General features: G+C 75.1%; 13 protein-coding genes. 4 read left to right on the plus strand and 9 right to left on the minus strand.

Annotated features, from left to right (window positions below; genetic code table 11):
* Positions 1-2: 2 nt before the first annotated feature.
* The 4 genes from ACZ6I3_RS32500 to ACZ6I3_RS32515 all read right to left on the minus strand — a co-directional run bounded on the left by ACZ6I3_RS32500 (position 3) and on the right by ACZ6I3_RS32515 (position 5,192).
* Positions 3-1,271 carry a vWA domain-containing protein gene (locus ACZ6I3_RS32500; protein ID WP_469419536.1) on the minus strand — a complete coding sequence of 423 codons (1,269 nt, stop codon included), beginning with the start codon at positions 1,269-1,271 and terminating at the stop codon, positions 3-5.
* Positions 1,268-2,497 (minus strand): AAA family ATPase, encoded by a 1,230-nt coding sequence (locus ACZ6I3_RS32505; RefSeq protein WP_469419537.1) that lies wholly within the window; start codon positions 2,495-2,497, stop codon positions 1,268-1,270. Before ACZ6I3_RS32505 ends, ACZ6I3_RS32500 begins: the two co-directional genes overlap by 4 nt.
* 48 nt (positions 2,498-2,545) lie before the next feature.
* Complete coding sequence (locus ACZ6I3_RS32510) at positions 2,546-3,907, minus strand: hypothetical protein (RefSeq protein ID WP_469419538.1); 1,362 nt, start codon at positions 3,905-3,907, stop codon at positions 2,546-2,548.
* A 109-nt stretch (positions 3,908-4,016) separates the two neighbouring features.
* On the minus strand, positions 4,017-5,192 hold the full coding sequence (locus ACZ6I3_RS32515) for an NAD(P)/FAD-dependent oxidoreductase (RefSeq protein WP_469419540.1): 1,176 nt from the start codon (positions 5,190-5,192) through the stop codon (positions 4,017-4,019).
* A 194-nt stretch (positions 5,193-5,386) separates the two neighbouring features.
* Between ACZ6I3_RS32515 and ACZ6I3_RS32520 the strand changes: the two genes are divergently transcribed.
* Genes ACZ6I3_RS32520 through ACZ6I3_RS32535 form a run of 4 tightly spaced genes read left to right on the plus strand, consistent with a single transcriptional unit; the run spans position 5,387 to position 7,440 of the window.
* Positions 5,387-5,773 carry a sortase-dependent protein gene (locus ACZ6I3_RS32520; protein WP_469419541.1) on the plus strand — a complete coding sequence of 129 codons (387 nt, stop codon included), beginning with the start codon at positions 5,387-5,389 and terminating at the stop codon, positions 5,771-5,773.
* Positions 5,770-6,420 (plus strand): class F sortase, encoded by a 651-nt coding sequence (locus tag ACZ6I3_RS32525; protein WP_469419542.1) that lies wholly within the window; start codon positions 5,770-5,772, stop codon positions 6,418-6,420. Before ACZ6I3_RS32520 ends, ACZ6I3_RS32525 begins: the two co-directional genes overlap by 4 nt.
* Positions 6,417-6,908 (plus strand): RNA polymerase sigma factor, encoded by a 492-nt coding sequence (locus ACZ6I3_RS32530; protein ID WP_469419543.1) that lies wholly within the window; start codon positions 6,417-6,419, stop codon positions 6,906-6,908. The genes ACZ6I3_RS32525 and ACZ6I3_RS32530 overlap by 4 nt, the downstream gene beginning before the upstream one ends.
* Entirely contained in the window at positions 6,892-7,440 is a 549-nt protein-coding gene (locus ACZ6I3_RS32535) for a hypothetical protein (protein ID WP_469419545.1), read from the plus strand. The genes ACZ6I3_RS32530 and ACZ6I3_RS32535 overlap by 17 nt, the downstream gene beginning before the upstream one ends.
* Here ACZ6I3_RS32535 and ACZ6I3_RS32540 read toward each other — a convergent pair.
* The 5 genes from ACZ6I3_RS32540 to ACZ6I3_RS32560 all read right to left on the minus strand — a co-directional run bounded on the left by ACZ6I3_RS32540 (position 7,434) and on the right by ACZ6I3_RS32560 (position 12,954).
* The gene (locus ACZ6I3_RS32540) at positions 7,434-8,108 is read right to left on the minus strand and encodes a DUF4328 domain-containing protein (RefSeq protein ID WP_469419554.1); all 675 of its coding nucleotides are present in this window, start codon (positions 8,106-8,108) and stop codon (positions 7,434-7,436) included. The genes ACZ6I3_RS32535 and ACZ6I3_RS32540 overlap by 7 nt on opposite strands.
* A gap of 61 nt (positions 8,109-8,169) precedes the next feature.
* Positions 8,170-8,532 (minus strand): DUF952 domain-containing protein, encoded by a 363-nt coding sequence (locus tag ACZ6I3_RS32545; RefSeq protein WP_469419546.1) that lies wholly within the window; start codon positions 8,530-8,532, stop codon positions 8,170-8,172.
* A gap of 93 nt (positions 8,533-8,625) precedes the next feature.
* A complete protein-coding gene (locus tag ACZ6I3_RS32550; RefSeq protein WP_469419547.1) occupies positions 8,626-10,260 on the minus strand; it encodes a penicillin-binding transpeptidase domain-containing protein in 1,635 nt (544 codons plus the stop codon).
* A gap of 148 nt (positions 10,261-10,408) precedes the next feature.
* The gene (locus ACZ6I3_RS32555) at positions 10,409-10,993 is read right to left on the minus strand and encodes a tellurite resistance TerB family protein (protein WP_469419548.1); all 585 of its coding nucleotides are present in this window, start codon (positions 10,991-10,993) and stop codon (positions 10,409-10,411) included.
* Positions 10,994-11,139: 146 nt separating this feature from the next.
* Positions 11,140-12,954, minus strand: a complete 1,815-nt coding sequence (locus tag ACZ6I3_RS32560; protein WP_469419550.1) for a hypothetical protein — start codon at positions 12,952-12,954, stop codon at positions 11,140-11,142.
* Positions 12,955-13,055: the final 101 nt, after the last annotated feature.

Below are 13,055 nucleotides of genomic sequence, written 5' to 3' on the forward strand. Positions count from 1 at the left end.
CGTCATGACCCGATGTCCACGACCCGGGCCCAGTCCGGTGGCGCGTCCGGGACGTACTCCGGGTCGGACTCGCCGTGGTGCAGGTCGTCGTAGGACGGGGCCTCGTAGCGGCGTGGGAAGAGGCCCACGACCGTGCGGCACGGAGGCCGGGTGCTCGGCCAGGGCGTCTGGCCGTCGGTGAGGGCCACGATGACGTCCGGGGCCGGGCGGGAGCGCAGGGCGCGGGTGAAGCCGGCGCGGAGGTCCGTGCCGCCGCCGCCCGTCAGGGGGATGCCCTCGGCGCGGCAGAGGCGGCGGGCGAGACCGGCCGAGGCGTCGCAGGGGACGACGGTGACGAGGTCGCGGCGTCCGCCCACGGCCCGGGCGATCTCGGCGACCTCCAGGAGCGCGCTGCCCAGTTCGGCGTCGCTGACCGAGCCGGAGGTGTCGATGATGACGGAGACCCGGGGCGGGCGGCGGCGGAGGCTGGGCAGGACGATGCCGGGGAGCGCGGTCGAGCGCCGGGCGGGCCGGCCGTAGGTGTAGTCCTCGCCCGCGCCGGGGGCGGACGCCGCCGAGCGCACCGCCGCGCCCAGCAGCTGCCGCCAGGGCTGGGGCGGGTGGAAGGCCTCGTCCGCCCAGCGCCGCCAGCCCTGCGGGGCGCTGCCCGGGCGGCCGGTGATGCCCCGCGCCACCCGGAAGCGGACCGCGTCCCGCTCCTGCTCGCTCAGACCGTGCGCGCCGTCCGGGCCGAACTCCCACTCCCGGCCCCGGCCGTCGGCGCCGCTGCCGCAGTCCAGCCAGGCCAGGTCCTGCATGCGCGGGCCGATGCTGAACTGGCGGAGGTACTCCTCCATCAACTCGCCCTCCGCCAGGCCCAGATCACCCGGCTCGACGGCTCCCTCGGGGCGGGCCAGACCGTCGCCGTAGACGTCGTCGTTGATCTCGAAGTCCGCGGCGATGTTCATCCGCAGCCGCTCCCCCGGTCCGCTCAGCCCTCGTTCCCCGGCGACCCGGTCGCTGCGGCCGTGGTGGTCGCGCAGCAGGTGCGCCACCTCGTGCACCCATACTCCGGCCAGTTCCTCGACGGGCGTACGGTCCACGAACACCGGCGAGACGTAGCACCGCCAGTGCCGGTCGACGCCCATCGTCGGCACCCGGCGCGACTCCACGACATGCAGGGCGAACAGGGCCGTAGCGAGGTAGGGGCGGACGCGGGCGGCGTGCAGGCGGGCCGTGAAGAGCTTGTCCCGGTCGAGGGTGCCGGTCGCGCCGGAGAGGCCCGTCGTCATCGGCCCGCCTCCGACGCCGCCTTGGCCCGGTCCGCCCTCCGCGACAGCGACACCACCCCTGCCAGGCGCTCGATCGCCGCCGGTACGTCCCAGTCCTCCCGGCGCAGGGCGGCGAGCGTGGTCGCGGGGACGACCACGACGTCCGGGGGCCCGCTCTCCACCGCCTTGACCAGCAGGGCCCACGCCGCGTCCCAGCGGGGCCGCTCCGGGCGGCTGCGCACCGCGGCCACGACGGCGTCCAGCGCGGCCTGGCGCAGATCGCCCCGCTCGGGCAGGACCGCTCCGGCCGGGTCGGCCAGCAGGGTCTCGGGATCCGGGAGGTCCATCCGGTCCAGGCTCGCCAGCAGTTCGAGACCCGGCCCGTCCCCGACGGTGCCGCGGACCAGCAGGGACAGCACGTCACGGGAGGAGCCTGCCGCGGTGGCGAAGGCGATGAGATGCAGCGTCATCTCCCAGCTGCGGGGCGACGGCCAGGCCCCGCCCCGGCGGGTCTCTCCACCGGGCAGCCGGTGCACGAGCCCGGGGCGTGCGGTGAGCAGCTCGCACACGGCACGGCGGGCGAAAGCCACGGCCTCCGGCAGCTTCCCCGGGTCGAGTCGGGGCAGGGTCGCCCGGGGCCAGGTTCCGCCGAGGCCCCGGACGACGACGTCGGTGTCGTGCGCCCACTGGAGGTGGACGAAGCGGTTGGCGAGCGGCGGGCTCAGTTCCCAGCCGTCGGCGGCCGAGGAACGCGGGTTGGCGGCGGCCACGATCCGCACGCCGGGCGGCAGCCGCAGCGCGCCGATCCGTCGCTCCAGCACGAGCCGGAGCAGGGCGGCCTGGACGGCGGGCGGCGCGGTGGACAGTTCGTCGAGGAACAGCAGTCCCCGGCCGGCCCGCACCAGGCGTACGGCCCAGTCCGGCGGGGCCAGGGGCACGCCCTGTTCGGCGGGGTCGTCGCCGACGATCGGCAGCCCCGAGAAGTCGGACGGCTCGTGCACGCTCGCGATCACCGTGGTCAGCGGCAGGTCCAGGGCGTCGGCGAGCTGGTTCAGGGCGGCCGTCTTGCCGATGCCCGGCTCCCCCCACAGCAGCACGGGCAGATCCGCGGCCACGGCCAGGGTGAGGGCTTCCAGTTGGGTGTCGGGGCGGGGTTCGGTGGTGGTGTCGCGCAGGAGGGTCAGCAGGTCGGCGGCGACGTCGAGTCGGGCGGTGGTGTCGGCCAGGGGTGTGCTGCGTGTGGGCATGGGTGATCACCTTTGGGTCTGGAGGTTCTGCGAAAGGGCGGGGCGAGGTCACATGTGGCGGGGGCGCGGGCCGTGGTCGCGGGAGCGGCGGCGGTCCCAGGGGCGCAGGCTGCCGGGCGAGGGCCCGTCCAGGCCCGTCCGGAACAGCCCGTAGCCGATCCGCCGCCGCGCGGCCGTCTCCAGCGCGTCCCGCAGCGGGCCGTCGCGCAGCACCGCCTCGGGGCCCAGCAGGCTCTCGACGGCGGCCAGCGCCCCTGTGACGTCGCCGTGCCGGAGGCGTTCGCGCACGCCGGTGAGGCAGTCGGGGCGGCGGTGTGCGCGGTCGATGGCCTGGAGACAGGGCAGGGGTGGTCCGCCCAGGGCGGCCAGCAGTTCCTCGCGCCGGATCTCGTCCGGGTCGTGGTCCAGCGCGGCCAGGGAGCCGTCGACCAGGCCGATGGTGTGCCGGGCGCCCCGGCACTCCACCTGCCGTGGATCACCCGTCTCGTCCGGCACCCCGGAGGTGCCGGCCCGCTCCGCCCCCAGTGCGGAGGCGACCAGCGGATGCAGCCGCCCGGGATCGATCGCCCCGGCCCGGAGCAGTTCCAGGTCGGGCAGCACCCAGGTCGCCGCGTCGGGCAGGACGGGCAGTGCGGGGTCGGGGGCGTGCGACGTCACCACCGGGGTGCCGTCGGACACGTCCAGGACCAGCCGGTCGCGCGCCCCGAGCCGGACACCGACCCTGCCGGCCGGCCGGCCCTCGGCACGCAGCAGGATCTCCGCCTCGGCCGCCCACCGGTCGACGGCGCAGCGATGGCCGTACGGCAGCGGCCCGGGCGCCGGACGACCGTCCGTGGCGGGAAGATCCGCCCCCGCCCGCACCCGCAGCTCCCCCACCCGGCGCGCATCCCACAGATGCCGGTGCAGGTCGAGACGGAACCGTCTGCTGGGGCGGGGATGCGGATGGCGCCGGTCGGCCGTGTCCGACGCGTCCCACAGGGCGAGGCTGAGCCGCTGCCCGGCGGCGGCCCAGGCCGGTGGGGTCCGCACCACGAGCTGCGGCGGTGCGGGGCCCGTGGTGTCGTACCGGGCCAGCCCGATCGTCAGCCCCGGCCGCAGCAGCCCGTCGGGGGCGATCCTCGGCAGGTGCCAGCGCAGCAGGTCGGGCGCCAGGTGACGGAGGTCGGCACGGAGCCTGGCGGCGAACTCCCGGCCGTGGGCCCGGGCCACGGCACGCGGCTGGAGGTCTACGTCGATACCGGCGGCGGCGCACGCACCGGCCCAGTCGCCGGCCTGCCGCCGGGCGGTCGCGGTCTCGATCATGGAGGGCGGCACGGCGAACTCGCGCACGCGCGGCCAGAAGGAAAGCGGGCCTGAGGAAAACGGGCCGGAGGAAAGCGGGGAGTCCCCGTTCGCGAGGTCGGTGAGCATCAGCACTCACCTTGCGCGGACGGGACCCCCGATCTGTTCTCGGAGTGAGTCGTCATCGCGACGGATGCTAACGGCCCTTGCTCGCCCGCGCGACGGAATTTCCCGCGCCTCACACCACGTGCGACTCCGGCCGGATCCCCGCCCCCGCCCTGAAGCGGTCGGCGCTGAGCGGGCCCACGTCGACACAGGGCGTCCGGTCCAGGTACAGGTCGCGCACGATCTCCCCCACCGCCGGGGCCTGGAGGAAGCCGTGGCCGGAGAAGCCGGTGGCGTAGAGGAAGTTGACGATCTCTTCCGAGCGGCCGATGAGGGCGTTGTGGTCGGGGGTGACCTCGTAGAGCCCGGCCCAGCCGCCCGCCGTCTCCATGCCGGCGAGGTCGGGGGCGCGGTGGCGTACGACCTCGCGGAAGAGCTCCAGCCACCCGGGGGTCCAGGTGGTGTCGAAGCCGTCCGGCTCGGCGGGGTCGGCCAGGCCGAACAGGAGCCCGTCGTCGCTGTTGTGGAAGTACGCCGAGGAGGAGAAGTCGATGGTGAAGGGGATCCGGGGGGCGGGTGGCGTGAGCGGGGCGGTGAAGGCCAGCTGGCGGCGGACCGGCCTTACGGGGAGGGGGACTCCGGCCAGGTCGCCGATCCGTGCCGACCAGGCGCCGGCGGCGCAGACGACCGTGGCGCAGTCGATCCGCCCGCGGTCGGTGTGGACGGCGGTGACCCGGTCGCCGCGGGTGTCGAGGCCGGTGACGGTGGTGTGGGTCGCGAGGACGACTCCGGCCCGGGCGGCCGCACGCGCGTAGCCCTGGACGACCAGGGCGGGCCGGGCGTGGCCGTCGGCGGGTGAGTGGGCGGCGGCCACCAGCCCGTCGGTGCTGACGTAGGGGCAGAGGCGGCGGGCTTCGGCCGGGTCGGTCATACGGCTGGGGACGCCGAGGGAGTTCTGCAGCCGGACGGCGGCCTCGAAGTCGGCGGCCTGCCGCTCGGTGGTGAGCAGGAAGAGATAGCCGACGGTGTCGAGGCGGATGTCGGCGCCGGGGCGCTCCGGGAAGTCCCGGAAGGCGCGCAGGCTCCGGTCGCCCAGTTCGATGTTGAGCGGGTCGGAGAAGTGCGCCCGTACGCCGCCGATCGGTTTGCCGGAGCTGCCGCGGCCCAGCTCACCGCGTTCCACGACGACGATGTTCCGTACCCCGGCCTCGGCCAGGTGGAAGGCGATGCTCGTGCCCATCACACCGCCGCCGATGATCACGACACCGGCGGTGCGGGGGACGGTGGGGAAGACGGGTGAGGAGGTCAACGGGCCATCCCTTCGCAGTCGTTCCAGTCCACTACGCGGCACCTACGAGGTCAACCACGCGCCCCCTCGCACACCCTCAGCGGACTTTGCCATCTCTTTACAACCCGCCCCACGGCTGCCTCGTCTCTCCGCACGACCCGTCACCCACCCCGCCGGCCGACCATCGGGCGGGACCGACGAAGGAGAGCGATTCCATGCGCCGAACCGTCCTGACCGCCCTGGCCCTCGCGGGCACCGCCGTACTGCTGGGCACCGGGCCCGCGTTCGCCGACGGGGGCAAGACCCCGAGCCCGGTCCCCTCGGCCACCCCGCCGAGCACCACCCAGCCGGAGGCCAGTGCCGAACCGACCCGGGCACCGGGCTCGACGGACAGCACCGCCCCGAAGCCCGAGCCGACCCGGGCACCGGCCGAGGACCAGGTCTCCGTGCGGCCGAGCGGCGCGCCCGACACCGGTGTGACACCGGCGTCCTCGTCCTCCGGGAGCGACGGCACGGCGATCGGCGCGGGCGCCGCCGCGGCGTTCGCGCTGGGCGGCGGCGCGGTCTTCGTCGTTCGCCGCCGCCGGGCGACCGGGGCATGACCGCGTTCTCCAGGCGCGCGTTCACGACCGCGGCGCTGGCGTCGCTGCCGACGGCCCTGCTGACGGCGTGCGGGGGCCACGGGACCACCACCGGACGGCAGCCGACGCCCCGGCCGGTTCCGGCCAAGGGGGCGCGTCCCCTGGCCCGTTCCGCTCCGGTCCGGCTGCTCGTCCCGGCCATCGGCGTCGACACGCCGGTCATCCGGCTGGGCCTGGCACCGGACGGCACCGTGGAGGTGCCGCCGGTCACGGCGGACGACCGGGCCGGCTGGTACCGGCACTCGCCGGCCCCCGGCCGGACCGGGCCGTCGGTGATCCTCGGTCATGTCACGGTCGGGAAGTACGGCGACGGCGTCTTCCGCCGTCTCGACCGGCTGCGCCGGGGCGACCGGATCGTGGCGCGCCTGGAGAACGGCACGGCGGCGGAGTTCGCCGTCACGGCCGTACGGACCACCCCGAAAACCGACTTCCCGGCGGACGACGTCTACGGGAACGTGGACCGCCCGGAGTTGCGGCTGATCACGTGCGGCGGAGCGCGTACCGGCGGCGAATACGGCGAGTACGGCGAGTACGGCGAATACGCAGACAACGTGATCGTCTTCGCCGCGCTGAGCGGCACCGAGTCCCCCACCCCTGGAGAGCGTTGAAACGGTCCCGCGAGAAGGCCGCGTCCGAGCTGTTCGCCGCCCTCTACCCGCGCCTCGCCGGCTGGTGCCGCCGGCTCGTCGACGACGACGGGACGGCCCACGAGATCGCCTCGGAGGCGTTCACCCGGCTCTGGGCCCGCTGGACGTCCGTGGAGGAGCCCCGCGGCTTCCTCTACGTCACCGCGGCCAATCTCGTCCGGGACCACTGGCGCAAACTGGAGCGCGAGCGCCGGGCCATGCACCGCGTCACCACGGAGGCCGCCGTACGGCCCCACCCCGAGCAGGCCGACCCCTCGGTGCGGCTGCTCGTCCAGTCGCTCCCGGAGCGACTGCGCGTGCCGATCCTCCTCCACTACTACGCTGACATGCCGATCCGGGAGGTGTCCGCACTGACCGGGCGCAAGGAAGGAACCGTCAAGGCCGACCTGCACGCGGCCCGGGAACTGCTCCGCGTCCACCTGAGGAGAAGCCTTGACCACACGTCTTGACGACGACCCGGGTGAGCCGGGCGAGGCCGGGTTCGGCGCCGACGACCCGCTCGCCGTGATCCTGCGCCCCTCCTCCCCCGACTACCTGAGCGCGCCGCCCGGCCAGTACGACGCCGTCCGCCGCAGGGCGAGCCGCCGGCGCCTGGTGCGCACCGCGGCCGGGGCCGGCGTGTGCTGTGCCGTGGCCGCCCTCGTCGCGCTCCCCCTGCGTTTCGCCGCCCCGGACCGCCCTGCCACCCCGACGATCCCGATGGCCCCGCCCCCCGCGACCACGCCCCAGCCGACCCCGCCTTCTTCTCCCTCCCTTTCCCCTGCCCCTTCTCCCTCCGCCTCGTCTTCGGCGTCGTCCTCCTCGTCGTCCTCCGCGCCTTCCTCCGCGCCTTCCTCCGCGACCGGCACCCCGGCCCCCGGCACGACCGGCCCGCGCACGGACAGCCCCCGCACCACCGGCCCGACGTCCGTGAACCGCACCCCGGCGGCCACACCGACCCCGGCGCGGGACCTGCCGTCGGCCGGGCGGAACGGTCAGTAGCGCGCGACCTCGTCGATGCGCTGCTGCTGCGCGGCGCTGAGCGTGCGGACCATGAGGGCGGCGGTGCCGGCCGCGGCCACGATCACCAGGTCGGCGGCGAGCAGGGGCCAGACTCCGCTGTAGGCGCGGGCGATGACCTCGTCGGTGGAGTCGGCGTAGATCAGGCCGACTCCACCGGCCAGGCCGGCCAGCCACAGGCCCCACCACCAGTTCACGACGGCGGGCAACGGCCGGTCGGGGAAGACCGACCGGTGGACGTCCGCGACCATGCCCCGGGGTATCCACAGGTTGACGACGGGCACGATCCAGCCCAGGAAGAGCCAGAGGTAGGGGTAGCGCGGCTCCGCGCCCGAGAGAGTCCGGGCGTTGTCCCGTACGCGGTCCAGCCAGAGCAGGAACACGAGCGCGCACACCGCCGTGACGGCGCCGCCCGAGGAGTCGACCAGGTGGTAGGAGTTCTCCAGGGCGTTCAGGGGACGGTGTACGCCGTCGCCCTGGTCGGGCGGGCCGGACGCCGGCCGGCCGGCCAGGGCGAGCCGGATGTGCCAGACCGCCCGGGCCGCCCAGGCGACTCCGGCGAGGGCGAGAGCGACGACGGCGAGGCGGGCCGCGCCCTGGACCGGGCGCAGGGCGGAGGCCGGGACGGGGAGGGGGGAATCCTTTTCGATCACCCGGCCATCTTGTCGTACCGGTCCACCCGGTCATCCGGTCGCACTCAGCCCCGCCGGCTCAGCCCCGCCGGCTCAGCCCCGCCGCCCGGCCCTCCTCGTCCCACCGGACTTCGAGGACGTGGTCGACGGCGTCCCGGTCGAGCGGGCCGAACACGTGCGGGAACAGGACGTCCCCGGCCACCCCGGGCGGCGGGGCGGGGGCCGCCGCCTCGAACGCGACCCGCGCGGTGAGCCGCGCCTCGTCGAGGGCGAGCACCAGCAGGGGCCTGGGCGCGCCCCGGTAGAAGGCGTTGACGACGGCCAGCGTCGTCGGCTCGTCCGGTGAGCAGTGCACGAAGCCCTCCTCGGTAAGGGAGTCGGGCGCGTACGTCGGGCCGGGGGCGGTGTTCCAGACGGTGAGCGGTACGACGTGATAGATCATGACCCCCGTTATAGCCCTCGTCATGGCCCTCGTCGCCGGTTCAGGGCGGCGACGGTCCGCCGGGCCCGTCGACGGACATGCCGGGCACCCCGGTCACCCGGGGTCGCCGGACGCGGCGGCCAGCAGACTGTGGACGATCGGCCCGGCGGAGCCGCCGCCGGTGCCGCCCTCCTCGACGACGCAGGCCACGGCGACGTTGCCGCGGTGGGCGACGAGCCAGCCGTTGTTGTCCTGCGCGTCGGAGACCTCGGCGGTGCCGGTCTTGGCGCCGATCTCGCCGGGCAGATCGGAGAGGACGCTCGCGGTGCCGTCGGTGACCGTGGCCCGCAGCATCGCGCGCAGCTGGGTGACGACGTCCCGCGGGAGCCGGGTCGTGGTGGTCCGGTCCTCGTTGCCGTCGGTGAGCGAGGGCTGGTGGAAGGTGCCGGACACGGCCGTCGCGGTCACGGACGCCATGAGCAGCGGGTTGGCCTGCACCCGGCCCTGCCCGATCATCGAGGCGGCCTTCTCCGTCTCGTCCTTCGGCGCCGGCACCGAGCCGTCGTACGTGGGAGCCCCGACGTGCCATTCCTGGCCCACGCCGAAGTACTTACGGGCCACGTCCCCGAGTTCCCCGTCGTAGAGCCGGTCGCGCAGGCTGATGAAGGCGGTGTTGCACGACTCGGTGAAGTCCTTGTGGAAGGTGGCGCCCGGGTGTTCGGAGAGCTCCACGTTCTGGAACCGCTTCCCCGCCATGAGGTACTTGGGGCAGTCCACCACGTCGTCCGGCTTGACGGCGTCCTTGAGCAGCAGGGCGCTGCTGGTGACGATCTTCCAGGTGGAGCCGGGCGCGTAGGTGCCGGAGAGGGCGCGGTTGAAGCCGGAGGCCGGGGAGTTCGCCACGGCCAGGATCTCGCCGTCGTCGATGCGCAGGGCGACGAGCGCGGCGTTCTTGCCCTCGGCCTGGGTGGCGAGGGCCTGCTCGGCGGCGGACTGCCAGCCGGCGTGCAGGGTCGTGCGGACGGGGCCCTTGTCCCGGACCGTCCGCGCGCCGAATCTGGCCTCCGTGCGCGCGACGTCCCCGGTGGCCCGGTCGACCAGGTGGATCGCCCCGCGCGCGCCGGTCTCCGTGCCGGTCGTGCCGAGCCGGGCCATGAGGGGCGCGAGGGAGGGGAGTTCGTCGCCGGACAGGGCCGTGCCCTGCCGGTCGATGACCTCGGGGGGCTTGGTCTCCTCCCGTTCGAGGCGGAACTTCTCGGTGCCGCTCAGGCGCGGGTGGACGACGGACAGCGCCCAGTCCACCTTCCAGGTGCCGCCGCCCTGCCGGCGCAGCGGCAGCTTCGACTCGTAGGTCCAGGTGCCCAGGCCGGGGACGGGCATCCGGGCGGTGAAGGGGACGGTGACCGTGCCGTCCTCCGCCTCGGTCGGGGCCTCGGCCTCGAGCGCGGGCTTCGTGATCTCGAGTCCGGCGGTGAAGCTGTCCAGCACGCGTTGTGCCGTCTCGGGGCTGGTCGTACGGCCGGCCGCGCTCGGCAGCCGGCCGGCCGCCCAGTCGGAGAGGAACGCGCGGGCCTGTCGCACGGCGGCGGGGTCGGGACCGGTGTCCCGCGCGAAGGGCCCGAGACCGGCCGCGTACGCTCCGCCCGCGGCGACGGCCAGCAGCACCGCTCCCGCGGTGACGGCCCGCACGGCGTTCCGGCGCGGTCTGCGGTTCCGGCCGAATCCGGAGTAATCGGAAAAAGAGTCCATGCGCCGAGAACAGCAGCGGCGTGGGCGGCCTGTCCAAGACCTCGGTCGGCCGCGCAGCGATCCGTACCGGATGTGCTGACGGTTCCTCATCGGTACGGCGGCCCGGCGGGGCCGCCGTACCGGTGAGCCGGCTCACCCACCAGGCAGGTCAGAGCTGGAACTCGGCGGGAGACACCCCCAGGGCCGCGCAGGCCTCGCGCAGGACCGTCGCCTCGGCCTGGGAGAAGTGGCCGTCGGCGCCGGCGATGACCATGCCGGTCTGGATCACGGCCCTGGCCTCGGTGGGCTTCTTGGCGGCCTTGGCGATCTCCTGCATCGCCTCGGTCTTGCCGTGCTGGAAGTTCATCGTCAGCTGGTCGACATGCTTGTTGAAGCGCTGGCGCAGCTGCTCCGGCGGGAAGTTCTGCAGCACGTCGTTGCTCAGGATCATCGACTCGACCTGCTGCCGCTCGGACGGATCCACCTGCCCGTCGGCCGCCGCGACCAGGGCACACATGGCCATGCTCGCGTCCCGGTAGGCACCGCTCTTCAGCTCGTTCTTCAGCGACCCGAGCTGCGTCTTGAACAGGCCGACCAGCTGGGCCTTGCTGCCACCGCCGGACCGCGAACCCGAGCCGTGCCCGCCGGTCGCGCCGTGGCCCCCGGACGTGCCGTGGCCGCCGGACGTGCCGTGCCCGCTCTGGCCCTGCTGGAAGGCCTTGGCCTGGTCCTTGAGCTTGTCCCACACTGCCATTGAGTCACCTCGGTATTAGTCGGAGTCATCTCGCGAACCCGCTCCCGCGCGCTCACCGAACCAACGCCCGACCCGCAGGCAAAGGTTCCGCAAAACACGCCCTTCCCTCATCTGCCACTTCTCTCACGGCCGAAACGGCGACCGGCTCAGTCGCGCGAGCGGAGCCTCAGACGCGGGGCGAGGCGGAACGCCGCGAAGCCGACCGTGGCCAGGCCCGCGGCCGCCGCAAGGAGGATGCCGATGCCGCCCGCGCCGGTGGAGGCGAGGCTGCCGCCGTCGAGGTTCGTCGACGTGCCGCCCGTGGTCGTACCGCTGCCTCCGGTCGTCCCGGTCTCACTCGCGCTGGGCGAGGGGCTCGGGTCGGCCGAGGGGCTCGGGTCGGTGGTGGGGCTCGGCGAGGGCGAGGCGGATCCGTCGTCACCGGCGACGACCTCGACCGCGAACTGGGCCATGGCGTCACCGGCGGACGCGGCCACGGTGTACGTGCCCGTGCCCTCGCCGGCGGTCAGGGCCGGGGCCGTCGCCTTGCCCGCCGCGTCGGTCCTGACCCGGACGACCTGCTCGCCGTCCTCGAAGCGGGGCGCGTCGTCGCTGTCGTCCTCGACCCGGAACTCCACCTCCGTACCGGCCGGTGCGGAGGCACCCGACTTGACCACGCGGGCCTGGAGGGGGTCCGCGAAGGCCTCGCCCTGTTCGGCCCGCTGGTCGTCGCCGCCCGCGACGGACACGACGTAGGCGGACTTCCTCACCTTCACCGTGAAGACCGTCGACACACCGTCGACCGCGGCACGGACCGTGAACACGCCTTCCTTGCCGCCCACCTGGAGCGGCGCGGTCCCGGCGCGCCCCTGCGCGTCGGTCGGCACGCTCAGCTTCGTGGTGTCGGCGCCGTTCCCGACGGAGAAGAAGGCTCCCAGCTTGTCCGGGTCCTCGATCGTGAAGGTCACGGAGGCGTTCTCGACCGGCTTGCCGTCCTTGTCCCGGGCCACCACGGCCATCGGGTCGGCGCCCGCGCCCGGCTGGACGGTCTGGCCGGCTCCGGAGACCTGGGTCAGTTCCGCGACCGCGGACGTCCTCCACTGGAACACGATCCGCCCGTGGCCGGAGCCGTCGGTGTTGACGCCGCCCTCGGCGATGCCACCGCGCACCGGCTCGTCGGAGTCCTGCCAGAAGGGGTCGCTCTTCGCGGGGGCCACCGTGCGGGTGCCGCTGAGCAGACGGGCGTCGCTCACGCGGGCCGCGTCGACGTAGCCGCTGCCGCCGGCGCCGCTGCCGCTCGCGCCCTGGCCCTCGTCCAGACCGCCGCCACCGCCGCCGCCCGCGTACCCGGCACCGCCGCCACCGCCTTCGCCGCCCGCACCGGGGCCGCCCGCACCGCCCTTGCCGCCCGCGGACGCGTCGGCGCCCGGGGAGCCGTTACCGCCGCCCGCGCCGCCCTTGGCACCGGCCGCGCCCTTGCCGCCGCGCTCCGACTCGGTGTCGTCCTGGCCGCGCTCACCGCCGCCGGGACCACCCTGGCCTGCCTTGACGTCGCCGTACCCACCGCCGCCGCCACCGGCCGCGATGAGCAGCGGCTTCCCGTCGGCGGTGCGCACGCCGCTGCTGTTGCCGCCGACCGCGGAGTACTTGCCGCCCGCGCCGCCGAGCGCGTCACCGAAGCGCTGCACGCCGACCGCGAGCGAGAGCCGCTCCCCGGGCGTGACGCGGAGCGTGCCCGCGGTGTAGCCCCCCGCGCCGCCGTTGGCGAAGGGGGTGCCCTCGCCGCCCTGGCCCCATGCCCGCACGTCCAGCGCCGTGACACCGGCCGGGACCTGGAACTCCTCGCGGACGCCGGCCGGATCGAACAGACGGCATCCGGAGAACCCCTCCTTCGGCGCGCACGCCTTCCCGGCGGGTGCGGCGGCACCGGCGGCCGAGGCCCCCGTCAGAGCCGTTCCGCCGGTCAGCGCCAGCAGGGCCAACGCGGCAGGGGGGGGGGGGGGGGGGGGGGGGGGGGGGGGGGGGGGGGGGGGGGGGGGGGGGGGGGGGGGGGGGGGGGGGGGGGGGGGGGGGGGGGGGGGGG

Source organism: Streptomyces sp. NPDC041940, assembly GCF_055589465.1.

Excerpts from the sequence above, each read along its gene's own strand:
- ACZ6I3_RS32500 (WP_469419536.1), bottom strand. The coding sequence starts at position 1,271 with ATGACGACGGGCCTCTCCGGCGCGACCGGCACCCTCGACCGGGACAAG.
- ACZ6I3_RS32555 (WP_469419548.1), bottom strand. The coding sequence starts at position 10,993 with ATGGCAGTGTGGGACAAGCTCAAGGACCAGGCCAAGGCCTTCCAGCAG.
- ACZ6I3_RS32525 (WP_469419542.1), top strand. The coding sequence starts at position 5,770 with ATGACCGCGTTCTCCAGGCGCGCGTTCACGACCGCGGCGCTGGCGTCG.
- ACZ6I3_RS32505 (WP_469419537.1), bottom strand. The coding sequence starts at position 2,497 with ATGCCCACACGCAGCACACCCCTGGCCGACACCACCGCCCGACTCGAC.
- ACZ6I3_RS32510 (WP_469419538.1), bottom strand. The coding sequence starts at position 3,907 with ATGCTCACCGACCTCGCGAACGGGGACTCCCCGCTTTCCTCCGGCCCG.
- ACZ6I3_RS32550 (WP_469419547.1), bottom strand. The coding sequence starts at position 10,260 with ATGGACTCTTTTTCCGATTACTCCGGATTCGGCCGGAACCGCAGACCG.
- ACZ6I3_RS32520 (WP_469419541.1), top strand. The coding sequence starts at position 5,387 with ATGCGCCGAACCGTCCTGACCGCCCTGGCCCTCGCGGGCACCGCCGTA.
- ACZ6I3_RS32545 (WP_469419546.1), bottom strand. The coding sequence starts at position 8,532 with ATGATCTATCACGTCGTACCGCTCACCGTCTGGAACACCGCCCCCGGC.